We start from the raw sequence: 25,650 nt of genomic DNA on the forward strand, positions 1-25,650 counted from the left end.
GGAGTGTATGAGGAAAGGGTGAATCGATGTGAAAATTTATACCCGTACGGGTGATGAAGGTAAAACAGGTGTGATTGGCGGTCGGATCGAAAAGGATGATGTTCGTGTCGAGGCATATGGAACGATTGATGAGCTGAATGCCTTGATAGGGGAAGCCATGATTCGCATGAATGCCCAGGTTTATGCTGATCTGCTCACCGATTTAACAGAGATTCAGCATGAGCTGTTTGATGCTGGAGGAGATTTGGCCCAAGTGGGCAAGAATAGAAAGTATAAGGTAACCAGGGACATGGTGACCCGATTGGAAGAACTCATTGACAAGTATGATGCGGAATGTCCACCGATTCAGCGTTTTATCCTTCCAGGCGGTTCTCCAGTATCTGCAGCGTTACATATGTGCCGGGTGGTTGCCCGTCGGGCCGAACGATGTGTCGTAACCTTGACACGGGAACAGGAGACCAATGACGAAGTACGTCGTTATCTCAATCGTTTGTCGGATTTCTTTTTTGTTGCAGCCAGAGTGGCCAACGTTCGAGCCGGTGTACCCGATGTAGAATATAAGCGTGGTGGACAAGTATTTGGATAAGTGGGTAGGGAGTAGTGAACAGCAACTAGAAATATAGTCAAATATAGCTAAATCAGGAAAAATATCCTTAATTATTTTAACTTGAAAGGAGGGAAACTGCTACAAAGCATAGAAATTAATATCCTAAGACAAAACCAAGTCAAAATCCATACATGATGATCACATAACGAAATCATGTATATGTACCGGTGGCTAGCCGGGAATTTACACCTGTGGAGTGTTATAACAAACGAAAGTAGTATCTTCCCTGGAAGTACGAAATCGGACACGTTGAAACAGGAATTTTCTAGACATAGGGATATTTTTCTATGTTTTTAGTAGCAGGATGGAAATGGCTCTTGTCATGTATCAGTATCCCAAGTGTGGAACCTGTCGAAAGGCAATAAAATATCTGGAGGATCAAGGTGTTCCGTTTACTGCAAAGCATATTGTGGAGGAACCGCCATCCAAAAAAGAACTGGCTGAACTCATCAAGAAAAGCGGTCTTCCCATCCAGAAATTCTTCAATACCAGTGGAAAAAAATATCGGGAACTCGGTTTATCGCAAAAGTTAAAAGAAATGAGTGACGAAGAGAAGCTGGATTTGCTTGCATCAGATGGGATGCTCATCAAACGTCCGATCGTCACTGATGGGGAGAAAGTAACCGTCGGTTTTAAAGAGGAAACGTTTGATAAGACGTGGGTGAAATAAGAGAACACAGGAGCCAGAATCAAACCGAACGATGGCAGGTGTTCATTTTGGAAAGATCGAGGTCGTTGACAGAGCAAGCGGTCAACGGCCTCGGTGTTTATTTGGATAATTGAATCTAACCCAGCTCCACATATACCAAATGAACAAGCTCGTTCATTTGTTTCGTTTGCACTTTGGCTCCTTCCTGGTGAAACCAGGCCAGGAGTCTGCTTCGATCCGCATAAAATTCATCTTCAATCTGGGCAATAATATCTTCTCGACCCCGTTTACGCCATTGTTCCAAATAATCCATCCGTGCCTTTTCGTCGACAAACATCAAGTCTGCGATGCAAATGCGTCCCTCGGGTTTCAGAACCCGTTTCATTTCCTCCAGGGCCAGCAGTTTTTGATCATCAGTGAGGTGATGTAAAGCATAGCTCGTTACTACAAAGTCAAAGCGGTGATCCGGATAAGGAATGGCGAGAAAATTGCCGATTCGTGTTTCGATCTCCGGATGTTTTCGTTTGCATTGCTTTAGCATCTCTTTGGATTGATCAATGCCTTTGATCTCAATTCCTCTTTGCAGAAAGCGTCCAGCCAGGTTTCCGGTACCGATCCCAATTTCCAGCCCGACTTCGTCCTGCTTGGGCTGGATCATATGAACCACTTGATCCAATACCTGGTCATAGTCTTTGTGTATATATAATCCAAACTGCTGTGCACGGATTTTCTCATCATAGGTGGCTGCCTGCTTGTCAAAATTCCAGCGATCCATCCAATTGTCCCTCTCAGATTCGACCCGCTTGCACTGATTGGCGAGTTCCCATAAATTTTCCCAAGACCAGCTGTTTTCTGGATCATAGCTTTGAATCATATCGTCGAGCGTATGGATGATCTGTTTGAGCCGAACCCATTCTTTGAATAAAACGGCTCGTTGTAATTCTAGGTAGTCAAGGATTTCTTCAGGTGCCCCCTGATCAATCTTTTCCAGTACTTGCCGAATCTGTTCAATGGGCATTCCTACTTCACGCAGAGAGACGATGGTCTGCAGACGCCATGCTTCTTTCTCAGTAAAAACACGATATTGGTTTTCTTCGTTTTTCAAAGGAGCGATCAGTCCTTTTTCTTCATAAAACCGGATCGTTCGTGGTGTAATATTGAGTCTCTGGGCAATTTCTTTGATGTGCATCGCATTTCCCCCTATGAAAGTTCCTCCTTTGCAAGTATTGTACAGGTTAACGTAACGGAAAGGTAAAGGGGGGATGGACAAACCGGCATATAACGGAAACTTTATCTACAAACTGTATAGATTTATATACTTATTTAGAATATAATCAAATAAAAAGTTTCCATTTATAACAGAAAGAAGAATTCTGATTGAAAACGTTTTCAAAAGACTGTACTATCGGAAGAAGTTGTGGAGTTGGAAGAGAAAGGGGAAAGCAGATGGCCGAACAGCTGAACGAAACGCATCAACCTGATGTTTTTGAGCGTGAAAATGTACTTGAGAGAAAATTGGGCACACGCCAATTGTCGATGATGGTCATTGGTACTGCCATTGGAACCGGCCTGTTCATGGGATCTGGCCTGTCCATCAGTTATGCAGGACCGGGAGTCATTGTCAGTTATTCCATTGCTGCCTTAATCGCCTTTTTGCTTATGATGTGTTTGGCGGAAATGACGGTTAAACATCCGACTGCCGGCTCATTTGGAACCCATGCGGAATACTATATGGGGCCTTGGTCTGGATATCTGGTTCGACTCACTTATTGGGTGTCTTGTGTAATTGCGGTAGGCAGTGAAGTAACCGCTGTTGCTTTGTATATGAAGTATTGGTTTCCATCGTTTCCACAGTGGCTATGGATTGTGCTGTTTTCAGTCCTCATTGTTTATTTTAATGCTCGCTCTGTTTCGAATTTTGGTACACTGGAATACTGGTTTTCCTTTGTTAAAGTAACGGCTATTATTGTCTTTATTATCATTGGTACTGCCATTATTTTCGGGATCGGAACAAAGCCTACCGGATTTTCCAATTATGTTGCACATGGTGGATTTTTACCCAATGGTTTGTATGGAGTATGGATGGGAACAGTCACGGCCATGTTTAGTTACATCGGTTCGGAGATGATTGCTGTAGCGGCAGGGGAGAGCAAAAATCCAGCTGAAAATATTCCGAAAACCATGCGTTTATCTGCAGCTCGGCTTATTCTCTTTTACGTTTTGTCGTTGGCGGTTATGGTAGCCGTTATTCCATGGAAACAGGCCGGTTCGCAGGAAATTGCACAAAGCCCCTTTGTGAAAGTGTTTGCGACACTGGGAATCCCATTTGCAGACCATATCATGAATTTTGTCGTACTCATTGCAGCACTATCTGCGATGAATGCACAGGTCTATGCTTCCACACGCATGATGTTTTCACTGTCGAAAGGTGGATATGTGCATAGCTCCCTAGGCAATCTGAACAAACGCAACGTACCGATCTATTCTTTGCTGATTTCTTGTGGTGGTTTGGTGTTGGCCACGGTTTTGAATATCATGGTGCCGGATGCATATAACATTCTGATTGGACTGGCTACCTTTGGTGCCCTGTTTGCATGGCTGATGATCTTTTTCACTTATTTGCGCTTTAGAAAAGCAAACAGGGAAGCATCAAGCTATCAAGCACCGCTCTATCCGTTTGTTCCGCTGTTGGGAATCATCTTGTTAGTCGGTGTTTTCTTGACCCTCTTGCTTGATGCCGACTGGCGATTTACTTGGTATTCAGGGATCGCCTGGTTGGTGATCATTTCGCTATTCTATGTGGGTTGGGTGAAAAGAAAGAGGCAGTCATAATGAAAATAATAGGGTCTACTCTATATATCATGTCATGAATTTGAAAAAAGCTCTATGTTAGCGTTGGGGTTCCTTTTCCGTTTCAGCAAAAGCCGCTGGTTGGAAAAGGAACCTCTTTCTTTGTCAACAGCCCCTCAACCCCTTCAGAGGGATGAAAAAGGGGTTTTGTTTTTTATAAAGCCGAGGGATCTGTCTCTTCCGCTATGACGACTTCTGTACCATCACAGACTCCGTAAGGAACCAATCCCGGAGCGTTTAGGACAGCCACATGTTTTTGTTTTGTTATTTTATCGAAAATGATTTCAATTATAAAAAATATTTCTTTTCTATTGTGAAGGATTTGTTCTAGATTTTTGTGATGAATGGGATATAATGAATGAAAAACAGCAATAAAAATCTTTTATAAAAAAATAACATGGGCATTATTTTTTTAACTTTATTACTTTATTACTTAAAAGCGTATAAGTGTTAAAGTGGCTGAAGCGAGTAGAAAGGAATGCAGTAATGGCTAAAGCAAGTGAACAAGCATTATTTAAACAGGAAAATGTATTGGAAAGAAAGTTATCAGATCGACAACTCATGATGGTCGGATTGGGAACAGCCATTGGGACTGGGCTGTTTATGGGTTCAGGGTTGGTTATCCACCATGCTGGACCCAGTGCTGTCATTAGTTATGCAATTGCGGCCGTGATCACTTTTCTGATGATGGTTTGCCTGGCAGAAATGACAGCAAAACATCCTACAGCGGGCTCGTTTGGTAGCTATGCTGAAGTTTATATTGGCCCGTGGGCAGGGTATGTGCTTCGTTGGAACTATTGGGCTGTAAATGTGGTCGTACTGGGGGGCGAAGTGATGGCGGTCGCTTTATATATGGGTTACTGGTTTCCAGCTGTTCCCCAGTGGTTTTGGATTGTGGCCTTTTCTTTATTGGTTATCTGTTTGAATGCACGTTCGGTACGCTATTTCGGAGCATTGGAATATGGATTTTCACTCATCAAGGTAATCGCCATTGTGGCTTTTATTTTATTGGGAGCCGCACAAATTTTTGGGATCGGGACGGAAGCAGTCGGTTTCAGGCATGTAGTAGCCCATGGTGGTTGGATGCCAAATGGTTGGCAAGGCATCTGGTTTGGAACCGTTGTGGCGATGTTCAGTTTTCTTGGATCTGAAATTATCGCTGTGACGGCGGGAGAAAGTCAAAATCCGGAACGATCGGTCCCCCGAGCGATGCGATTGGCCGTGTGGCGTCTGATATTGTTTTATGTATTGGCGATTGCGGTCATGATTACCTTGATTCCATGGAATCAATCAGGAGCGGAAAAAATTACACAAAGTCCGTTTGTGAAAGTATTTTCTGCGCTCGGCATTCCTGGAGCTGATCATTTGATGAATTTTGTGGTATTGATTGCCGCTCTTTCCGCCATGAATGCACAGGTATATGCTTCTACACGCATGATCTTTTCACTGGCCCGGGCGGGTCATGTTCCTGCTTCGTTGGGCAAACTAAACAAACAAGAGATTCCCATGCGTGCCCTTCTATTATCCAGTACCGGGCTGGTATTGGCTACTGCCTTAAACCTTGCTTATCCCAACGCTTATGAAGTCTTGGTCGGGTTAACGATTTTTGGCGGTATTTTCGGATGGTTCATGATTTTAATCACCTATCTTCGTTTTCGGCGCAACGTTGATCCAGCAAGCCTGAGCTATCGGGCTCCTCTTTATCCGTGGGTGCCTGCCATTGGCATTCTGATGTTAGGAGCAGTGCTGGTATCCTTATGGATGGATCCGACCTGGCGTTTTACATGGACTGTCGGTTTAGTATGGTTGGGACTTCTTCTTCTATCCTATTGTTTTATCTACCGGAAAAAGAAAAAAGAGTTAATGTCATCTTGTTGAAAAAGTGGTTTGTCAACAGACCCTCGACATTATCAGAAGTTCTACAAAGCGGAGAGATGGGTTCCTTACGGAGTGACTGTGATGGTACAGAAGTCGTCACAGAGGAAGGAACCCATCCGAAGCACGGGAGAAACGTATCCACATTTTTCAGGATACGGTAGCTTCAGTTAAATGCAAACAAAATAGTCGTGGATCCAGTTGAGATGAGATAATGGAAAGGGGGCAGCACAATTTTCCTGTAATTGTGCAGAAGAAAATGAAGGAGAAACAAAACAACTTGTTTGATCGAGAAAATGTTTTGGAACGAAAGCTGACTGCACGGCAATTGACGATGGTGGCGATCGGATCGGCAATAGGAACCGGTTTGTTTATGGGATCTGGCCTGGTCATTAGCTACGCAGGGCCTGGTGCGATTATCAGCTATGCGGTTGCTGCGCTGATTGCGTTTATGATGTTGATGTGCCTGGCCGAAATGACAGTGCAACATCCTACAGCTGGTTCATTCGGGACCCATGCAGAAAAATATTTGGGTGGATGGGCCGGATATCTGATGCGTTGGAGTTATTGGATGATCAATGTGTTAGCCATTGGAAGTGAAGTGACTGCCGTTGCCCTGTATATGAATTATTGGTTGCCAAATGTACCCGGTTGGGTCTGGATTTTGCTATTTTCCCTGGTCATTATTTATTTTAACACGCGCTCTGTTCATTATTTCGGTACGCTCGAATATTGGTTTTCCATGATCAAAGTGACAGCGATTCTCGGATTTATCTTATTGGGAACAGCTATCATCTTTGGAATTGGAACCAAACCGGTCGGATTCTCCCATTATTTCAACCACGGAGGATTTCTTCCTCATGGTTGGATCGGAATCTGGTTGGGGATCGGGATGGCCAGTTTCAGCTACTTCGGATCTGAACTTATCGCCGTCACCGCAGGGGAGAGTCAAGAACCAACAAGGATCATTCCGAAAACCATGCGTCTAACGGCATTTCGTTTGATTCTGTTTTATGTTTTATCGATGGTTGTAATGCTGGCGATCATTCCCTGGGATCAATCAGGGACCAAAGAAGTGGTTCAGAGCCCGTTTGTAAAAGTGTTTTCTTATTTGGGTATTCCTGCTGCAGATCATATCATGAACTTTGTTTTATTGATTGCCGCTCTGTCGGCAATGAATGCTCAGGTCTATGGTGCCACACGCATGCTATTTTCCCTATCCCGTGGTGGCTATGCACCAGCGGTATTGGGCAAATTGAATGACCAGCAAATTCCTGTTTATGCCCTGCTTCTCTCCTCTGTGGGATTATTTATTGCCATTGTGCTGAATCTGTTTGTTCCGGATGCCTATAATATTTTGTTTGGTATCGTGATTTTCGGCGGTTTGTTTGTATGGAGCATGATTTTTGTCACATACTTTGCGTTTAAAAAGCAAAATAGACAGCAACAGCTTGCCTACCAAGCTCCTTTCTATCCACTTACTCCTGCCTTGGGACTCATTTTGATGGTCGGTGTTTGGGTCACTCTTCTCTTTACACCGGAATGGCGATTTATCTGGTATGTGGGAGTGAGTTGGTTTGTGTTGATTTCCGCCCTTTATTACTTTATATACAGAAAGAAACAGAAGGGATGGACAGAAGAAGAATCTGTTGCTTAAAGAAGATGAATTCATTGCTCTGCATGCGATATTTCGTCGACATGTAGAGCTTTTTTATTTGATTGTATGTATGAATTCCTTTCAGCCCATTCTATAGATGAAAACATGTTTGATAGAAATCAGGTGATAAGGATTTTCAAATTATATTAACTACAAACTAGTATTGACTTTAATCTAAGTACATGTTATCTTATTCTTGTCAAAAGCAAAACGCCTGTTTACGAAAATCCCAGATTGGGAAAAGTAAACATGGCTACATACATTATTGACTCTCGTGATTACAAACAAGGAGGAATGGATCATGTCCAACCTAGTAGGTAAACCAGCTCCAGATTTTGAATTGGAAAGTACAAAAAACTTGGAAACCTTAAATGAAAACGTAAAACTGTCTGATTACAAAGGTAAATGGCTCGTTCTCTTCTTCTATCCAATGGACTTTACCTTTGTTTGCCCAACCGAAATCACTGCATTCAGCGATAACTATCATGAGTTCCAAGCACTCAACTGTGAAATCCTGGGTGTAAGCACGGACAACAAATATGTGCATCGTGCATGGATCAACACCCCACGTTCTGAAAACGGTTTGGGAGAACTGAACTACCCACTAGGTGCTGACACTAACCATAAAGTAAGCCGTGACTACGGTGTATTAATTGAAGAAAAAGGTATCGCAAAACGTGGTCTGTTCATCATCGATCCAGAAGGTATCGTTCGTTATCAAGTAGTAACAGACCTCGACGTAGGTCGTAGCGTAGATGAAACCCTACGTGTACTTCAAGCTCTGCAAAGCGGTGGCCGTTGCCCGGCTAACTGGAAACCAGGTCAAAAACACGTTTAATGATGAGAAAGGACCTAACATTTAGGTTAGGTCCTTTTTCAAACGGATATAAGGAGGCGTGGGATCATGGCTTTGCGTTTGCGTACTGAAATGCCCGAATTAAAAGGAATTACAGAATGGGTGAATGGTGAAGTCACAAAAGAAGACTTAAAAGGAAAGCCTGTTCTGGTTCACTTTTGGTCCATTAGCTGCCATATGTGTAAAGCGAGCTTGCCGGATGTGAATAAAATCAGGGAAGAATATCCACAATTGGCTGTTGTGGGAATCCATATGCCACGTTCGGAGAAAGATTTGGAGATTGAGCCGGTCAAGGAAACCATTGAAAAATATGAATTGAAACACCCGCAAGGAATTGACAATACGCACAGTGTAGTTGATGCTTTTGAAAACGAATATGTACCTGCGTTTTATCTGTTTGATCCAGAAGGAAAATTAAGACATCGCTCAGCTGGCGAAAAAGCCTTGTCCATGTTAAAAGCACCTTTGGAGCGGGTTATGGCTGAAGTAAACCAAGCGTAATCTGGAGGGAACAAAATGAATTTGCCTAAGGAACTAAGATATTCTGTAGAGCATGAGTGGGTAAGAACTGAAGGAAATAAAGCCATCATTGGTATTACGGACTTTGCCCAATCCGAGCTGGGAGATATCGTATTTGTTGAATTGCCAGAGGTGGGTACGGAAGTATCGGCTGGCGAGCCATTTGGTAGTGTAGAATCCGTAAAAACGGTTTCTGAGCTTTATGCGCCAGTAAGTGGAAAAGTAGTGGAAGTAAACAGTGCTCTAGAAGAGTCCCCGGAAAATGTCAATGAATCTCCTTATGAAGATGGCTGGATGATTGTAGTTGAAATGTCAGATGAATCAGAGCTCGATAAACTGTTGACTGCTGAAGGATATGCAAAAACCATTGAACAAGAGTAAGATGGTTTGGTAAATCCCCTGTTTCCCAATAAGTGGATCAGGGGATTTTGTCGTTTTGAGGTTTAAATTGACGAAAGAAGTGGTAAATAATCAATACTTAACTAAAGAACTTGTATCGTTTTTCGCTTAATGTTTTTCTTTTATATGGGGATGGGAAGAGGAGGGAAAATGCTATGAGTTTCTGCTGTGGAGCCAGTATGATCGGTGTGGTAGGTACATGGAATCATCAGTATGTAAAAGTCCATCATGTCCCGTTGCTTTGTTGCCCGGTTTGTCAGAATGTGATCGTACATCCAGCTGTGAAGGAAGAATTTGACCTGGTTGTGGAATACGCACAAGAGGACCAAGTAAAGGAAATAACCCTCCGCGAATCGGTTACCCCTGAAATGATTGATGAATGGAAAGAAATTTGCGTAAGTTTCCAGGACGATGATTCGGAAAGAGTAATACGTGAGCAAATTGACCATTCTTTGGATTTATTGAGTATAGCAAAGCAACTAGAGGATCAATCATGGGAGGAAGATTTGAAAAATCGTTTGCGTGTACTCAGCTTACGCTTACGGAAATTGGAAGAAAACAAGGAAAGTAGTAAATAAATAGGATTGGCAACGAACCAGTTCGAGGACTCGAGCTGGTTTTTTTAGTGGCAGGGTGAATGAAGAATCCTGGTGGATGAAAAACTATGTACAAAAAATATTGGAGAGAAAACCTTATGATTCAGGACTATATTTCTGAAGAGCTCATTCAATTGGATATACAGGCGGAGATGAGAGAAGAAATCATTGACCGATTGGCTGAACTCATGGAGAAAAAGGAAGTAATGGCGGAATGTGAAGATTTTTTATCCCATGTGTTTGAGCGTGAGAGAAATGGTACCACAGCCATTGGTTCAGAAATAGCCATACCGCACGGGGCATCCAAGGAGGTTCAAACCCCCGCTATTGCATTTGCGCGTCTTACTCGCCCAATATATTGGGATAACGGTCAGCCTGTCTCCCATGTTTTTTTGGTAGCAGCACCCGAAGGAAAAGAGCGGGATCTCTATGCATCACTGAAAGAACGGTTACAGGATCAACAGGCACAGGAGCTGCTGAAAAGCGCAAAAACACCACAAGAAATTGTGTCAGCTTTGCAAGCTTAGAAATGGTATCTGGCTACAAAATTCGTTTGAACGATAGTGAGTCCATCATGACCAAATGATCACGAATGAAATAAAAACACTAAATAACCCCTGATCCATAACTGGGGTTATTTAGTGCCTGGTGAGTTGAGTCATGATTTGAATGAAATCAGATTTCATGCCTTGAAGCACACTTGCTTCAAGGCATGGTTTTTTAGTTATTGTTTAGGACCGGCTGCACGAATGGCTTCAGATACACCTGTGAATTTGTTGAAGTTATCATGGAAACGTTGTGCCAACTCTTTCGCTTTTTGATCATAGGCTTCTTTGTCTTCCCAAGTGTTGCGTGGGTTGAGAATTTCGCTTGGTACATCGGGACATTCGACCGGGATGGAGAGGCCGAAAATTGGATCAGTCGTATATTCCACTTCTTTCAGTTTGCCTTCGATCGCTGCGCGGACCATCGCACGAGTATAGGTGAGGTTCATCCGCTTACCGATGCCGTAAGGTCCACCGGTCCAGCCTGTGTTCACCAAATAAACAGCCACGTCATGCTTCGTAATTTTGTCACCGAGCATTTCAGCATAGACATGAGCTGGACGCGGCAAGAATGGTGCACCAAAGCAGGTGGAGAAGGTGGCTTCCGGTTCTGTGACACCCCGCTCCGTTCCAGCTAATTTACTGGTATAACCGGACAGGAAATGATACATCGCCTGTTCTGGAGTGAGGCGAGCAATCGGCGGTAAAACACCAAATGCGTCAGCTGTCAGGAACAGGATGACATTGGGATGTCCAGCCACGCCTGGAATAACGGCGTTGGGAATATTATCAACCGGATAGGCAGCCCGTGTGTTTTCGGTCAGGGAGTTATCATCGTAGTCGGGTTTTCTGTAATCATCCAGCACCACATTTTCCAAAACTGAACCGAAACGGATGGCTTCCCAGATTTGAGGTTCTTTTTCCTGGCTCAGGCCGATACATTTTGCATAGCATCCACCTTCAAAGTTAAAGACACCACGATCCGACCAACCATGCTCGTCGTCACCGATCAAGCGACGGTTTGGATCTGCGGACAAGGTGGTTTTTCCTGTACCGGACAGCCCGAAGAATAGCGCCACATCCCCATCATCGCCAACGTTTGCGGAACAATGCATTGGCAGCACATCACGATCTGGCAAGAGATAGTTCATGACACTGAAGATGGACTTTTTCATTTCGCCGGCATAGTGAGTACCAGCGATCACGACGACTTTATGTTCAAAGCTGAGGGCGATCAGGGTTTCAGAGCGTGTTCCGTCTTCCTGGGGATCGATTTTGAAGTTTGGAACACAGATTACCGTGAATTCAGGTTGATGGTTAGCCAGTTCTGCTTGGGTTGGACGAATAAATAACTGATGAACGAATAGATTATGCCAGGCATATTCATTAATCACGCGAATTGGGAGACGGTAAGTTTCGTCCGCACCAGCAAAACCATCAAAAACAAACAGCTCTTTATTTTTGAGGTAAGCAAGCAAACGTTGATAAATTTTTTCAAACTTCTCAGGGGCCATTGGTTGATTGACAGCGCCCCAGTCAATGCTGTCTGCAACCGATTTTTCCTGTACGATATATTTATCTTTTGGAGAGCGACCCGTGAATTTTCCAGTGGTTGCTCGAAGTGCTCCATTTTTTGCCAAAACAGCTTCATTGCGACGAATCGCTTGTTCCACAAGTTCAGCTACTGACAAGTTGGCGTGGATTTTCCCTTCCAATCGAATCGAAGGAGAAGCTTCAGTCGTTAACATACTCATGTTTTCATCCATCCTTAAACATGTTATTCAAATCGTGAAATAGAACTTAATGATGTGTTTCATATCGGTAAATAATATAACATATTTCGGGGTAATTGGTGAACCATTTATAAGAAAAAAGTATGAAAAAGATTGGTTCTATCATTGTAAAATGTTTTGTTGGATATATGTTTCATAATGTGAAACATGGAATAGAATGGTTAGATGATGTAAGGTAACATGATACCGAATCCAGAACCACTTACACCCTTATTATGGCAATTTGACTTTATATTATATTTAACTTAGTAAATATAGGAATTAAGCCTTTTGTACATTGACATAAATAAAAAATAATGATACCATCTTACAGAATGAATACCATTTCGGGAGTGTTAGAATGAGTCAGTTAAAAGAAGGGGCTATTGTAACAGGTGAAGTGATCTCGACCAAGCCCTTTGGCGCATTTGTAAAACTGGAGTCGGGAGAAACTGGATTAGTTCACATTTCTCAAATTTCTACAAAGTATGTAGAGAAAGTCGAAGATGTTGTTCAAGTAGGTGCAAAGGTGAAAGCAAAAGTGCTTTCCATTGATGAAAAAGGCAAAATCTCTTTATCAATGAAAGCCTTGAGCGAGGAGAAACCTCCACGTGAACGCAAAGGCGGAGAACGCCGCGGTGGACGTAGAGGTGCCCCTGCCGATTTCGAAGACATGATGAAAAAATGGCTGAAGAGTAGTGAGGAAAGATTGAGTGCCCTTGCTGCGAAACAGAAAAGAAATCGTTAAATCAAAGATTATGATTTAACGGTGAATATAGATGGCAAAGCTAACAATGGCAAGTTGGATATCGATTTGGCATAATTGACAGCAATCATTGGTTATGATTTGATGAATCTTCATCCATTTGCTTTTGTTAGTATAGGTAAGTGCAAGTCTGGATTACTCTTTCTTTCGGTCTGAGTCACCATCGTTGGCAAATGGTTGCCAACGTTTTTTTATGTGCAAACAGAAATATGGATATGACAAAAAGCTCTGTTCCTTCTAGATGGGAAACAGAGCTTTTTTAGGCTGGCAAGTTTATTACTCTTCTGCCAGTTTCACCGCGCGATAGAATTCCGCTAAAGCGGATGAAGTTGTTTGGGAGTCGAAATGAAATAATCGGATTGAATGAATGATGGGTAAAGCTAACAATATTGCATATGAAGCAAAACGAGCTCCGGCCAAGTGGACAGCAACGGAGCTCGTTTTTATTTCACCCTTTGCTATAGCTTACTTTTTGATTTGGGGAATAGGATGTTAGACTGTTTCCATTGACCATAACTTAAGGGACGTATTCAAGTTTGATGGCATCGGCAATTACCAGATTATCTGCCTTGTCAGATAAGGAGATTTTATTGGTTCCACTATTGAATTCATAGGTACCTAACTGAACCCATTTTCCACCATTGATTGTTTGGTTGACGGTTTTTGTGACGACTCCATTTTTGGTGTAGAGGAGATAGGGAGCATTGGTAGCGTTATTGGTACCAGCGGGGTACCATACAGAAACGCGGTAAGAACCACTCACAGGAAGAGAAAAATTCCATGTATATAAGTCTTGCCCGGTTCCTTTTGAACTGTAATGGTAATTTGCTCCATATCTTTGTGGAGAGATGGTGGAAAGAGTCCAGCTGCCAGTGATGGAGTTGCCTGTTGCATTGTTATCAACGATGACGGAAGGGGGTTGGAGTTTACTTTTGATGATCGTACGTAAGTTAGGTAAATCGTTTTTGATATAGGTTCCTGGGCAATCGGTTGAAGCACGTGGTAACAGTCCATGCCCTGTCAGTGTTGGGAGGGCGGGATCAGTTTTAGGAACATTGGGATCACTGTAACTATAATCGCGAACATAGTCTTTTTGGGCAGTGGGGTCAATGTTATTCAGATCGGCAACATAGGTGAGAATATTGATGAGCGAATTTCGCATGGATTCAGGAAGAGGCTTTTCATCATAATTTCCCATCATGGATACACCAAATGTACCATAGTTAAAGGAATAGGCATGTCCTCCTACAACACCGTTGCTGAGCACCTCACCATCTTTTCCGTGTCGTCCTTCATAGATGCGTCCATCGCTTCCGATGATCGCATTATAGCCAATGTCTCCCCAGCCACGGGTGACCGTATGATAATAGTAGATGGAACGAACGCGAGCAGCTGGATTAGGATCGTCATTGGGGGTATCGGTATGATGAACAACCATATGGGTAGGCGCTTTATATTCTCTGGGCCATATTTCTGTGCCATTGGCATCAAAACGTAACGACTCATCTGCTCCCCATTCAGATCGGCTAACAATTCTCCTGAAAAATCAGTTTTTTTGTGGTGGTGAATTTCTTCATGGAGAATTTTGACTGCTTTTGGCTTTGCCCAAGATTCCGGAATGATAGGTAAGGTGAGGGAAGCAAAAATAATGCCGACTGAAATTAAAACTCTCTTCCAAGTAAGTAATTTCATGCTTGTATCACCTATTCTAATTTATAAAATATTATATTTTAAATATATATTATATTATTTTATTTATCAATAATCATGCAATGTTAGATGGAAAATTTTTAGAAATAAATGAAACAAACCTCCCGATTGGCAGGATTAACCTTTAACCTTTTTTAAATTGGAACAATTTTTATCTAGAAAGGTATGGTTTTGGGCAAAAAATGGACGAACGTTTCGTCAAATGTGGCAAAATAATAAAATAATGTTTCATAGACAGGGAATCAATTGACAAACTTTACTAATAAAAGCTAGATTAGATCTATCTCACATCCAATTTCATAAAAAACATTTTGGGAGAGATTTCATGAGAATGAAGAGAACTGTTTTAGCGATCGCTGGGCTTGTCGTCTCTCTATTTTTGTCGAAGCCAACCGTTTTGGCAGCAGAAGATATTTATGCCAATTATGCAGAACTTGCCCAACATCATAAATTAGGGGAAGATTATACGATTTCGACACAGTCAACCAATGCAGATGTGATGATTCTGGGAATTCACGGTGGTGAGATTGAAATAGGCACTTCTGAAATCGTGAAGGCTGTGGCCAAAACGGACTTGAGTTATTACCTGTTTGAGTCCAACATCTATTTGGATTCCAATAACGATGGCCGAAATGACCTGCATGTTACCTCCACACACTTTGATGAGCCCACAGCGATTAAAATGACCGCTCAGAAAAATAAAGTGGTCTCTATTCATGGGGCTGATGGTAAAGACCAGAAGATTGTATATATGGGCGGGCTTAACACACAGATGAAGGATATTATCAGTAACAAGCTCTCTCAAGCTGGATTTAATGTAGAGCCAGCACCACCGGAACTTGCCGGAACAAATCCTGGCAATATCTGTAACAAAAACCGGAACCTACATGGAGTTCAACTGGAGATCACCCGAGGGCTTCGTGATGACCTCCGGGAAAATACAGATGAAGGGCGTGCGTTGCTGGCCAAGTTTGCCGATGCCATCCGGGAAGGGATTGCCGAATCAAGCTCCTATCCAGATGGTAGAACCCATGACTTTAATAGCCACAGTTTTTCTTCATACTTCTGGCTAAATGGAGGAAATCCATTTTACCTGACAAGCGGCGATTATCTAGTCGGTGTACAAAGTCCTCTTAATCCTGCTCAGAATGGCAAAGTCCGTTTTGACATCTATGATCAAAACAACAAACTGGTATTATCCAAAACAGCAGAAGCTGTTGGACATCGAACGTTTAAACATGTTCTATCTTTGCCTACGGGTTACTATAAAATAAAAGTGGTAAATGTAACTGGAAATCCTTCCTGGATATATGGAGGATTACATTATTAATAGAAAAAAGGGTTGATGAGCAATACATCAACCCTTTTTTAACTGCTAGGAAATGGATTTATCCAAATTACGAATCGGTAAACGCCAGTTGTACTGGAGGGAAATCATCCGCAGGATAATAATAATGATTCCTAATAGATACAGTTCCCAATCCTGTTGGAACCATTTCAGCCCGATGACAATCCCGATTAAGATTGACCAGAAAGCATATATTTCCTTTTGAAAAACGATGGGTTTTCGACCCGCGAGGGTATCGCGAATTACTCCGCCACCAATCCCTGGCAATACAGAAGCGATAATTACCGCAACAATTGGCTGGTGTAATTGAACGGCGTATAATGCACCTTGAATCGAAAAGGTGGATAACCCAATGGCATCAAAAAGATTGATCCATTTTCTCCAATACTTCATCCACTTGGAAGGAATGACAGCAATCAGTGTAATCGCAAGTAGAGCCGTATAAATCAATAACTCCTGTTGCCAGAGAGTGGTTACGGGAATACCGATGAGTATATTGCGAATGACCCCTCCACCAAAAGCCGTAACCAATCCCAGTACATACATGCCAAAAATATCGTATTTCTCTTCCATTGCTACCATTGCACCACTAACCGCAAAGGCAATCGTTCCGATGACATTGAGTACATCCCAAATCATTCTTTCTCACTTCCATCCATCTCTTCCTTGATGCCTAGCTCATTATATTACGCAAAAGATGGAAAGTGAACAGGAAAATATAATGATATATTCAGGATCATTAAGAATACAATTTTGGTATTAAAAGGAAAAAGAGCGCCATTTTTATTTAAGACTTGGCGCTCTGGTTTAAGGCTAATTTTAAAATCGTTACGATCTTTGATTATCTTTTTTCCACAACTACCAAAGAAGGGGCATGATGCCGATTCAAGATCTGCTGCCACATCACTTGAAAGGATTTGGCCGGCAAGGAAGAAGCCCATTTGACAACGGCATCGGCTTCTTCCTGTCCACCCGGATGGCCTGTGTAAAGTGCCAGTGTGATGACTCCACCTGGCGCCAACCACTCGCTCAATTTGTCTAGAGCAGTGATGGTTGTGTCCGGTCGAGTGATAATGGAGGGGTTTCCGTGTGGCAGATAACCCAGATTAAACATCACAGCTTCGAGTTTTCCACAGAGATCAGCTGGGATGACTTCATCAAATCGCTCATGTCCGAGTAAATGGAGTTCGACAACATCGAGCAAGTTGGCTTGTTCCAAACGTTTGGTCGTAGTCGAGATGGCTTCGGGTTGGATATCGAAGCCATACACTTTTCCTTGTGGGTGAACGATCTCGGCTAAAAACAGAGTGTCATGCCCATTTCCGATGGTCGCATCCATTACCACAACCGGATCATGGGCGGGATCAACTTGTTTGAGATGGGAAGTGATATAGTGACGAGCGCTGGCCAAGGTTGAAGGAATTAACATCGCCTTATTTGGCTAACGAAAGTGGCTTGCGTGCTTTGGCTTTTTTTCCTTGCCAAGTATTGCGGCGCTGAAGCTCGTCATCGATCGCATTGAGCACTTCCCATTTTTTGCGGCTCCACATCGGACCGATCAAAAGATCTGGAGGTCCGTCTCCTGTAATTCGGTGAATAACGACATCAGGTGGTAGAAGCTCAAGGGAGTCAACCACCAACCGGACATAGGTTTCTTTATCCAGGAACTTGACCAATCCTTCTTCGTATTGCTTCACCATGGGGGTATTTTTGAGCAGGTGGAGCAAGTGGATTTTGATTCCCTGAATATCCATATTGGCACAAGCTTCAACCGTTTGAAGCATCATTTCTTCCGTTTCACCCGGCAAGCCGTGAATGATGTGGGCACAAGTTCGGATGCCGTGCTTGCGCAGTTTTTCGACTCCTTCCACGAAGCAGGCAAAATCATGGCCACGATTAATCAATTCTGCTGTTTGGTCATGCATGGTTTGCAGTCCCAACTCTACCCACAGATAGGTACGCTGGTTCAGCTCGGCCAAGTATTCGACCACATCATCAGGCAGACAGTCAGGGCGGGTGGCGATCGAGAGTCCCACGACCCCTTCTTGTTCCAGGATCACTTCGTACATTTCACGAAGCTCCTCGACGGGAGCATAGGTATTGCTAAAGGCTTGGAAGTAGCCAATATATTTGGCTTCTGGCCATTTTTGGTGCATCCTATCTTTCACATCATTGAACTGTTTCACCAAGTCATCCCTGCGATTTCCCGCAAAGTCTCCAGATCCCCGCGCACTACAGAAAGTACAGCCACCGATGGCCACTTTTCCATCACGGTTGGGACAGGTGAATCCGCCATCCAGCGAAACTTTAAATATCTTTTGGCCAAAAAGCTGGCGTAAATGATAGTTCCATGTATGATAACGTTTATCTCCCCATAGACGAGGAGTTTCATTTATAGAGAGATTCTCTTTCATGATCATCATCCTTTAGTTATCAAGCTTTTCTTATTATACATGATTTAATCAGAATGCAACCTGCCTACTCGTGATTTCAATCCAGTTGATGTTTGGCAGTACGCTTATCTATAACATTTTGACAGATTTATCTATTTATTTGAGAAGATTAATGCAATAAGGTCTTTAAATAAAAATTGCATTATGCTAATATATGTAAATATCTCAATCTAAAAGGAGAAGAAGATATGAAACGTGTACTTTATTTGGGCTTATTGGCATTATTGACTTTTTCAGTTATAACGGGCTGTTCTTCTATATCTATGGAAGAAAAACAACAGGATACACCTAAACAAACGCAAGCCGAAGCTTCAGTGAAGAAAGAATTGTCTCCGATGGAAGTATTGATGAAATCGAATGAAGCGATGAATAAATTGAAAGGCTTAGCCTATGACATCGATGCGGAAAATACTTTAAATACTGGCGATATCAAAATGAATGTAAAAATGAACATGAGTGTAAAAGAAAAGCAAGAGCCATTTATGATGCATGGAAAAGGGAACGTAACTGTTTTGGGCATGGAAATGCCCATGGAATTCTATGAAACAGAGAAGTATTCTTACTTTAAAATGGGAAAAGAAAAATGGCAGAAAGAGCCAGTTGATCATTCTCAGGTAGAAAAACCTGATGATTCGTTGAAGGAAATCGAAGCATTTATGAAGGCCGCCAGTGATCCAAAGGCAACAAAAATGACGAAAAATAATGGGGTTTATTTGTTAAGCCTGGATTTACAGAAAGATCAGCCACTGAAAGGCGAACTGCTGAACATCATTGAAGATGATCTGAAAGATTTATTGGAAGATGAGGGGACAGATCAATCAGGTAAGACGCCTGATATGAAAGAGTTAGAAAATAAAATGAAACTGGATAAACTAAAATTGAAAGTTGAAGTTGATGAAAAAACATTTGAGCTAAAAAAACTGTATCTTAATTATGGTATCAAGGTTTCAGAAGGAAAAAGGAATTTAAAAATGGGAATGAAGATCTCCATGGATATTAAAGGGCATTTTGAGGGAGATATCAAATTGCCTGCTGAACTTAAGAATAAGTAAACATACCGGCTGTATTTTCGGTGAGGCAGTTGACAAACCCGGTTTTCCTTTTCCAGTTAAACGACTTCTTGCTCGTATTTATAGAGCGGGAGTGAAACGAAAAAGGAAAACCGGCATATAACGGAAACTTTGTTAACAAGCTGACCGGCTGTATTTCCGGTTTTTTTATACCCCTAATTTTCACTAATTTTTTACAAAGAAAGCTAATCCTAGTGTTTAAATATGATATATATATAAATGATAGAAGAATAGGAATTTTATTTTAAGGAGGATATGTTTTTTGAGAAGAATAGTAGCGAGTTTATCCATTCTTTTTCTTATATTTGGTGCGGGATGCGGATTGAAAGAAAGTCAGCCAGCACAGAAATCTGCTTCCGCACAGACAGCTCCAACAACCCAACCGAAAAAAGAGCAGACACCACTCAAACGTGAACCGAATGAAGTAGAAAAAATTCTGCTTCGTTCACCTGGGAAATATAGTGGGAAAAACTATAATGAGTCAAAAGTGAAAGCAGAACTGGATCGGCTACCTAACCATTTGACAGCTGAGCAATATATGGATGAGTTTTTAAAATTAGTGGCTGAAGATTTCCGACCTTATGTGACGACTTTTATTAATTTTGATCCATCTGTCAAAGTGAATAATGCCACTCCAAACGAAAATATTACGTTACCCGCCGGGAAAAAAGTACACTTTTCATTGTTATTGGATGCCAGTGGAAGCATGAAGGAAAAGATTGGATCGGAAACCAAGATGGAGGCTGCGAAACGGGCACTGCAGCAGTTTGCCTCAAAATTGCCTAAAAATGCTTCGATTTCATTGCGCATATATGGACATAAAGGCAGTAATCGTCCGCAGGATAAGGCAGCGTCCTGTGCCAGTACCGAAGAAGTATATAAGGGAACCGGTTATGATGAGCAGCGTTTTCAGGCAGCACTTGATCGGATCCGGCCAGTGGGGTGGACGCCCATTGCCAATGCGCTGGAAAAGGTGAAACAGGATATCCCGAATGATGCGACAGAAACGGTTGTATATGTGGTAAGTGATGGAATAGAGACGTGTGGTGGAAATCCTGCTCAGGTAGCCAAAGAGTTGAGTCAGTCCAATATCAAGACAGTTGTCAATATCATCGGTTTCAAGATTGATGATCAGGGACAAAAGATGCTGAAAGAAGTGGCAGAAGCGGGAAACGGAGAGTTTACGGATGTGCAGGATGAGCAGTCATTAAACAAATACTTGGAAAGCGAATATAGCCGTTTGATGGATGAATGGGAAAAATGGCAACAAAAGGGATTGAAGGACGCCGATCGCATTCAGAGAGAAAAACTGGATTTGGCTGAAGATACACAAAGTGCGATGATTGAATTAAATGAAACAGAGCACAAACATTTAACATTTGCCCGGGAATACTTGGAGAAGAAGTTTGGATATAATCATCCGGTCAGTAAAACGTTCAGCCTGATTTCTGAACGAGATAAGATGATTTTCAATTATGCTTACAATACGGGAAATCAGCTTTGGAGCCAGGCATATCACAACGGAAACGCTGAATGGAGTAAGATCTATGAACAGGGAAATAAAAAATGGAGTGAAAATTACCAAAAGAAAATTCAAACGGATTAGCTCAATGACATAGTCTGTTTTCCACAAAGCGGAAGCCTCAGAAATGAAAAAATGACTTGAGACGCCACTTAGGCAACTCAAGTCATTTCTTGTTTATCAGCTTACTTGTGAAAAAACGGAACAACCCTAAATTAACAGATTAATATGGATCTGCCGTAACACCGATCACCGCACCGCGGACATACTTTTGGCCTTTCAGCTTTTGTAACTGCGCCGGAGTTCCGACGACCACTGCACCAATGATTCGGATATCGTTCTTCTCCACCCTGGATTTACCATGACTGAGAATATGATATATTCGTTCCGCTTCTTTCTGATATGGAGTATACCCATCTTTAAAATTTCTGTTGTCCTCTAAGGCACGGATAAAGTCGTTTTCATCCTGCTTTCTTCCATCTCTCTCCTGTGCATCAAACCCGTAAACTGCTATGTTCAAGTCAGAAGGCGCATCTTTTTTTACATGCAATTCCTTTTTCTCATATGTGTCCACCCAGAGCCAGGACAGCTCCACATCAGATGGGAGCATCTGTCTCACTTCTTCCAGAGAGTAATCACGATCAAAGGAGAGGGACATTTCCACATATTTATGGGGATCGATATTACTGGCTAGCGGCAATTCGTTTTTTAGCTTTGTATAATGAATTTGTGGATGATAAAACTCTATCTGTTTTTTTAAGGACTGGTAATGGTACAGGTTTACCTCTTTGGTATGGGGATTCATGGTTGAAATGGAAGAATACTCTTGATAGTACTTACTTGGATCTCCAAACAAATCTGTATCCAACCGCCTGTTTTCCCAGGCAACTGGCACCCCTTTTAATAACTTATAGGTTTGCATTTCTACATATCCATCAGCTATTCCCGTAAAACCAAAACTCGTTCCAACATGAACATTGGGGCCACTGATTTTTTCGAATAACTCAGCACTATTTAGAGCATCCAAATTTTTTTCAGCAATGATCTGATCATTAGCGATATATACACCTAAAAACACCGCCACTGCTGCCAACAGCGAAACAAAAATCGTCTTAAACAAACTTCTTTGTCTCGCTTTACGAACCGCCTTCTCTAGTTTGTCGTCAAAAGCGAGCTCCTCTTCCAACACTTGATCTGGCATATGGTTCTTATTTTCAGCCATCTAGTTAACCTTTTGAGTCAGACGCATTTTTGTTTGTGTGATTCTAAAAGTCAATGAACAAAAATATAGACAGAATTGTAATTATCTGGTATAGTTTGATAAAAATAAGATAGATTTCTAAAATTATGTCAGATTGTGTCGAACCTATAGGATTGAAAAATTTTAGTAAAGCAGAAACCCGATACATCCTTGGGTTCGGCACACTCAACCTTTTTATTTTTAGCTCCCCTACATATTAATGAGATGAAGAGGTGGAACGATGAGAAAATTGAGCTTGTTTTTTTCGGTGGGTCTCGTGCTTTTTTTAGTGGCAGGTTGTAATAATAAAACACAGCCTACCAGTGCGGATCAAGGGATGCCGTCCCAAGTGAAAACGGAACTGACAGCAGTAGAAGTATTGAAAAAATCGGCTGAGGCAATGAATCAGGAGAAAGGGTTTGTTGCTCAAAGCAAACAGGAGCAGAAAATCAAACAGGGCAAAGTGGATAAAGTCGTTTCAAGTGAGATGGAAGTTCAAGTGACCAATCAGCCTTTGGCCATGCATATCAAGGGAACGATGGCATCAAATGGCGTAAAAACGCCAGTGGAAATGATTACAGCCAATGGTAAAAGCTATGTGAAATTGGGCAAAAAATGGATGAAAGAACCGGAAACGAAAACAGAGCAGGCTGAAAATCCATCAGATCAATTGAAAAAAGCACAGCAAGCCATAACTGCCCTGGAAGGCGGAAGCACATCGCCACAAGGGGTTAAAGTAACCAAAGAAAATGGCTTTTATATAGTGGAAATTACCAAAGAAGCCATTGCAAATGAGCAGTTTAAAGCCATGTTGGCAGAGGAAGTCAAACAGGCACTCAAAGGTTCGCTGAGTAGCAAGAAAAAGCAAAACGAATTGCAAGTAGATCAAATCCAGTTTGAAGAGTATAATCAAAAAATCTGGATTGACGCACAAACCTTCAAATATTCCAAGCAATCTGTTGCTTACAGCATGACGATTCCTGGGAAAAAATCCCCGCTCAAGTTGGATCTGAAATTGGAGATGAATGTAAAAGGTCCATTTGAAGGGAAAATTGAAATTCCTGTAGATGCAAAGAAATCATAATTTTTTTAACTAAAGGGATTTTGCCTCTAACAATAAGAGGGGGTGAATCCCTTTTTTATTTTGAATATTAGGTTTTGAAAGAATATATTTCTTTATATGAACAGTGCACTGGTTTTTTAAAAGGTTTATAATGAATTGTAACAAAATTTTTGATGGAAAGAAGGGGAGAAAGATGTCGGTACGGGTTCGAACCTATACGCTAGCAGATTATCCGGGGTTGTTACAAGTGCAAAGAGAAGCTTTTCCACCCCCGTTTCCAGAAGAATTGCTTTGGAGCAAGGAGCAAATTCGGTCTCATATTGAAACGTTCCCGGAAGGAGCGATGGTGGCGGAGATTGACGGGGAAATTGTTGGTTCTGCCACATCCTTGATCATTCAGTATACAGGCGAGCCACATACATGGGCGGAAGTGGCAGATCATGGATTTATCCGAAACAGTCATCAACCAGATGGAGACAGTTTGTATGGAATTGATCTATGTGTTCGTCCTTCTTTTCGTGGACGTGGTGTGGCTCGTGCTTTATATGAAGCGCGGAAAGCACTGGTCAGACGTCTCGGTTTGAAACGGTTTTTGGCTGGCTGCCGCATTCCCGGATATCATCAGGTGCATGAACAATATTCAGCAGAAGAATATGTAGAAAAGGTAAAAAATGGAGAGCTGAATGATTTGGTATTAACGTTTATGATTAAGCAGGGAATGCGTCCTTTGCAGGTGTTGCCGGAGTATCTTGAAGATGAGGAATCACTTAATTTTGCTGTGCTGGTAGAATGGCAAAACCCAGACTTAAAGGAGGGATGAGGGATGTCCTGCGCCAAAATTGGTGTAGTACAGTATGCCGTTTCGCCACTTCAGTCTGAAGAAGCGTTTTGGAACGGAATTCGGCAGTATGTCGATCAGGCTCAAGCCGAGAATGTGGAATTGCTTATGTTTCCAGAGTATTTGACTGCTCATCTGTTAAGTTTGAATTCGTCATTGACTCACCGGGAAGCATGTGCTTACTTGGATCAGTTTACAGAAAAATATCTGAGTTTCTTTCAAGAAATCAGTCGTGAATCAGGGATCATGATTTTGGGTGGTACGCATATTCATCAGGAGTCGCCCGGAGAGTTTTTCAATGAGGCATTCTTTTTCTGTCCGGATGGGAGTATAAAGCGGCAGAAAAAGGTTCATTTGATTCCTGAAGAGCGAAAGATCTGGCACTTAACCCCTGGTAAGGATTTTGCTGTTTTCGAGACTCCGCTGGGAAAGGTGGCGATCTTGATCTGTTATGATATTGAATTTCCAGAGGTGGCACGTTATGTGACCGATCAAGGAGCGGAAATCATTTTGTGCCCGACTTATACAGATGCACCAGCTGGGTATTACCGGGTTCGCTATTGTGCCCAAGCACGCGCGATCGAGAATCAACGTTTTGTAGCGCTATGTGGATTGGTTGGAGAAATGCCAGGGAACCCGCAAGTCGATGTGGGGCGCTCACGATGCGGCTTTTTTTCACCCTGCGATCATCCTTTTCCAGCAGATGGTGTGTTAAGGGTGGGAGAATGGGATCAGCCGATGCTGCTTACTTGTGAACTCGATTTGGGGCAGTTGCGCAAGAATTGGGAGATAGGGCAGGTTTCTCCATTTAAGGATCGTCGACCTGAAGTATATCAAGAGTGGGGAGCATGAAAAAACATTCTTTGTATTCGAATAGTACAGATAGAACAGATGGACACAATTTTGTCATTAATATATAACAGATGGGGAAAGATAACTATAACAAACACCCTGTAGAAAAATATTCGTATTTGTCAGTCTATTAGTGTAAACCCTTGAATTTCAAGGGTTTTATTTTGTGTAACTTTTTACCACACAAAAAATCTAGTTAAAATACCTTTACATTGTATTTATTGATTAGTAATCTCTATATTAGTAAGAAAGAAGAATATAAAGGCTGTTGGCACATCGAAGGAATCATCGGCTGTGACAAGAAACCGATTCCAGTGTGTCCATGTTTGGTCAACGGCTTGTATGTCAGTTGGAAAAGATGGTTGAGAATAGTGGAGAAGAGTTGGATTGTTGACATGTGGAGCAGGAAATTGTTTTTCGAAGATTGACTTGAGCGGGCAAAAAATGTAGCAACTCGAAAGCA

General features: G+C 42.1%; 24 protein-coding genes. 17 read left to right on the forward strand and 7 right to left on the reverse strand.

What is annotated here, in order from left to right:
• Positions 1 to 28: 28 nt before the first annotated feature.
• Both BMZ78_RS11065 and BMZ78_RS11070 read left to right on the forward strand, forming a co-directional pair.
• Entirely contained in the window at positions 29 to 586 is a 558-nt protein-coding gene (locus BMZ78_RS11065; protein WP_093230341.1) for a cob(I)yrinic acid a,c-diamide adenosyltransferase, read from the forward strand.
• A 331-nt stretch (positions 587 to 917) separates the two neighbouring features.
• Positions 918 to 1,277, forward strand: a complete 360-nt coding sequence (locus BMZ78_RS11070; protein WP_093230342.1) for an arsenate reductase family protein — start codon at positions 918 to 920, stop codon at positions 1,275 to 1,277.
• 115 nt (positions 1,278 to 1,392) lie between these two features.
• Here the strand turns inward: BMZ78_RS11070 and BMZ78_RS11075 are convergent, their stop codons facing one another.
• On the reverse strand, positions 1,393 to 2,445 hold the full coding sequence (locus BMZ78_RS11075; RefSeq protein WP_093230344.1) for a MerR family transcriptional regulator: 1,053 nt from the start codon (positions 2,443 to 2,445) through the stop codon (positions 1,393 to 1,395).
• Between the two features lie 257 nt (positions 2,446 to 2,702).
• Here BMZ78_RS11075 and BMZ78_RS11080 point away from each other — a divergent pair, with 257 nt between their 5' ends.
• The 8 genes from BMZ78_RS11080 to BMZ78_RS11115 all read left to right on the forward strand — a co-directional run bounded on the left by BMZ78_RS11080 (position 2,703) and on the right by BMZ78_RS11115 (position 10,535).
• Entirely contained in the window at positions 2,703 to 4,088 is a 1,386-nt protein-coding gene (locus BMZ78_RS11080; RefSeq protein ID WP_093230345.1) for an amino acid permease, read from the forward strand.
• Positions 4,089 to 4,592: 504 nt separating this feature from the next.
• Positions 4,593 to 5,984: an amino acid permease gene (locus BMZ78_RS11085; RefSeq protein WP_093230347.1), complete on the forward strand. Its 1,392-nt coding sequence runs from the start codon at positions 4,593 to 4,595 to the stop codon at positions 5,982 to 5,984.
• A gap of 277 nt (positions 5,985 to 6,261) precedes the next feature.
• Complete coding sequence (locus tag BMZ78_RS11090; protein ID WP_245739825.1) at positions 6,262 to 7,638, forward strand: amino acid permease; 1,377 nt, start codon at positions 6,262 to 6,264, stop codon at positions 7,636 to 7,638.
• A 301-nt stretch (positions 7,639 to 7,939) separates the two neighbouring features.
• Positions 7,940 to 8,476, forward strand: a complete 537-nt coding sequence (locus tag BMZ78_RS11095; protein WP_093230350.1) for a peroxiredoxin — start codon at positions 7,940 to 7,942, stop codon at positions 8,474 to 8,476.
• Positions 8,477 to 8,548: 72 nt separating this feature from the next.
• On the forward strand, positions 8,549 to 8,995 hold the full coding sequence (locus BMZ78_RS11100) for a redoxin domain-containing protein (protein WP_093230426.1): 447 nt from the start codon (positions 8,549 to 8,551) through the stop codon (positions 8,993 to 8,995).
• Positions 8,996 to 9,010: 15 nt separating this feature from the next.
• Positions 9,011 to 9,394 carry a glycine cleavage system protein GcvH gene (gene gcvH, locus BMZ78_RS11105; protein WP_093230351.1) on the forward strand — a complete coding sequence of 128 codons (384 nt, stop codon included), beginning with the start codon at positions 9,011 to 9,013 and terminating at the stop codon, positions 9,392 to 9,394.
• 173 nt (positions 9,395 to 9,567) lie between these two features.
• The gene (locus tag BMZ78_RS11110) at positions 9,568 to 9,990 is read left to right on the forward strand and encodes a hypothetical protein (protein ID WP_093230353.1); all 423 of its coding nucleotides are present in this window, start codon (positions 9,568 to 9,570) and stop codon (positions 9,988 to 9,990) included.
• Between the two features lie 116 nt (positions 9,991 to 10,106).
• Positions 10,107 to 10,535 carry a PTS sugar transporter subunit IIA gene (locus tag BMZ78_RS11115; protein ID WP_175482422.1) on the forward strand — a complete coding sequence of 143 codons (429 nt, stop codon included), beginning with the start codon at positions 10,107 to 10,109 and terminating at the stop codon, positions 10,533 to 10,535.
• A 197-nt stretch (positions 10,536 to 10,732) separates the two neighbouring features.
• Here BMZ78_RS11115 and pckA read toward each other — a convergent pair whose 3' ends face one another.
• Positions 10,733 to 12,307 carry a phosphoenolpyruvate carboxykinase (ATP) gene (pckA, locus tag BMZ78_RS11120; protein WP_245739826.1) on the reverse strand — a complete coding sequence of 525 codons (1,575 nt, stop codon included), beginning with the start codon at positions 12,305 to 12,307 and terminating at the stop codon, positions 10,733 to 10,735.
• 379 nt (positions 12,308 to 12,686) lie between these two features.
• On the opposite strand from pckA, the gene BMZ78_RS11125 reads away from it, so the two are divergent.
• Positions 12,687 to 13,073: a S1 RNA-binding domain-containing protein gene (locus BMZ78_RS11125; protein ID WP_093230356.1), complete on the forward strand. Its 387-nt coding sequence runs from the start codon at positions 12,687 to 12,689 to the stop codon at positions 13,071 to 13,073.
• Positions 13,074 to 13,608: 535 nt separating this feature from the next.
• On the opposite strand, the gene BMZ78_RS11130 is transcribed toward BMZ78_RS11125, so the two are convergent.
• Complete coding sequence (locus BMZ78_RS11130; protein WP_341849635.1) at positions 13,609 to 14,625, reverse strand: golvesin C-terminal-like domain-containing protein; 1,017 nt, start codon at positions 14,623 to 14,625, stop codon at positions 13,609 to 13,611.
• Between the two features lie 501 nt (positions 14,626 to 15,126).
• On the opposite strand from BMZ78_RS11130, the gene BMZ78_RS11140 reads away from it, so the two are divergent.
• A complete protein-coding gene (locus BMZ78_RS11140) occupies positions 15,127 to 16,131 on the forward strand; it encodes a poly-gamma-glutamate hydrolase family protein (RefSeq protein WP_093230360.1) in 1,005 nt (334 codons plus the stop codon).
• Positions 16,132 to 16,176: 45 nt separating this feature from the next.
• On the opposite strand, the gene BMZ78_RS11145 is transcribed toward BMZ78_RS11140, so the two are convergent.
• The 3 genes from BMZ78_RS11145 to mnmL form a co-directional block, all read right to left on the reverse strand.
• A complete protein-coding gene (locus tag BMZ78_RS11145) occupies positions 16,177 to 16,788 on the reverse strand; it encodes a trimeric intracellular cation channel family protein (protein ID WP_093230362.1) in 612 nt (203 codons plus the stop codon).
• A 202-nt stretch (positions 16,789 to 16,990) separates the two neighbouring features.
• On the reverse strand, positions 16,991 to 17,578 hold the full coding sequence (gene mnmM / locus BMZ78_RS11150; RefSeq protein ID WP_093230364.1) for a tRNA 5-(aminomethyl)-2-thiouridylate-methyltransferase MnmM: 588 nt from the start codon (positions 17,576 to 17,578) through the stop codon (positions 16,991 to 16,993).
• Between the two features lie 4 nt (positions 17,579 to 17,582).
• Positions 17,583 to 18,569 (reverse strand): tRNA modification radical SAM protein MnmL/YtqA, encoded by a 987-nt coding sequence (gene mnmL, locus BMZ78_RS11155; RefSeq protein WP_093230365.1) that lies wholly within the window; start codon positions 18,567 to 18,569, stop codon positions 17,583 to 17,585.
• A gap of 170 nt (positions 18,570 to 18,739) precedes the next feature.
• Here mnmL and BMZ78_RS11160 point away from each other — a divergent pair, with 170 nt between their 5' ends.
• Positions 18,740 to 19,654, forward strand: a complete 915-nt coding sequence (locus BMZ78_RS11160) for a DUF6612 family protein (protein ID WP_139203312.1) — start codon at positions 18,740 to 18,742, stop codon at positions 19,652 to 19,654.
• 280 nt (positions 19,655 to 19,934) lie between these two features.
• A complete protein-coding gene (locus tag BMZ78_RS11165) occupies positions 19,935 to 21,278 on the forward strand; it encodes a VWA domain-containing protein (protein WP_093230368.1) in 1,344 nt (447 codons plus the stop codon).
• Positions 21,279 to 21,417: 139 nt separating this feature from the next.
• Here BMZ78_RS11165 and BMZ78_RS11170 read toward each other — a convergent pair whose 3' ends face one another.
• On the reverse strand, positions 21,418 to 22,416 hold the full coding sequence (locus BMZ78_RS11170; protein WP_093230370.1) for an anti sigma factor C-terminal domain-containing protein: 999 nt from the start codon (positions 22,414 to 22,416) through the stop codon (positions 21,418 to 21,420).
• Positions 22,417 to 22,675: 259 nt separating this feature from the next.
• Here BMZ78_RS11170 and BMZ78_RS11175 point away from each other — a divergent pair, with 259 nt between their 5' ends.
• The 3 genes from BMZ78_RS11175 (at position 22,676) to BMZ78_RS11185 (ending at position 25,187) form a co-directional block, all read left to right on the forward strand.
• Entirely contained in the window at positions 22,676 to 23,518 is an 843-nt protein-coding gene (locus tag BMZ78_RS11175; RefSeq protein WP_093230371.1) for a DUF6612 family protein, read from the forward strand.
• Positions 23,519 to 23,690: 172 nt separating this feature from the next.
• The gene (locus BMZ78_RS11180) at positions 23,691 to 24,317 is read left to right on the forward strand and encodes a GNAT family N-acetyltransferase (RefSeq protein ID WP_093230373.1); all 627 of its coding nucleotides are present in this window, start codon (positions 23,691 to 23,693) and stop codon (positions 24,315 to 24,317) included.
• 3 nt (positions 24,318 to 24,320) lie between these two features.
• On the forward strand, positions 24,321 to 25,187 hold the full coding sequence (locus tag BMZ78_RS11185; protein ID WP_093230374.1) for a carbon-nitrogen hydrolase family protein: 867 nt from the start codon (positions 24,321 to 24,323) through the stop codon (positions 25,185 to 25,187).
• Positions 25,188 to 25,650: the final 463 nt, after the last annotated feature.

It is taken from the genome of Thermoflavimicrobium dichotomicum (genome assembly GCF_900114055.1).
In the GTDB taxonomy this organism is placed as follows: Bacteria; Bacillota; Bacilli; order Thermoactinomycetales; family Thermoactinomycetaceae; genus Thermoflavimicrobium; species Thermoflavimicrobium dichotomicum.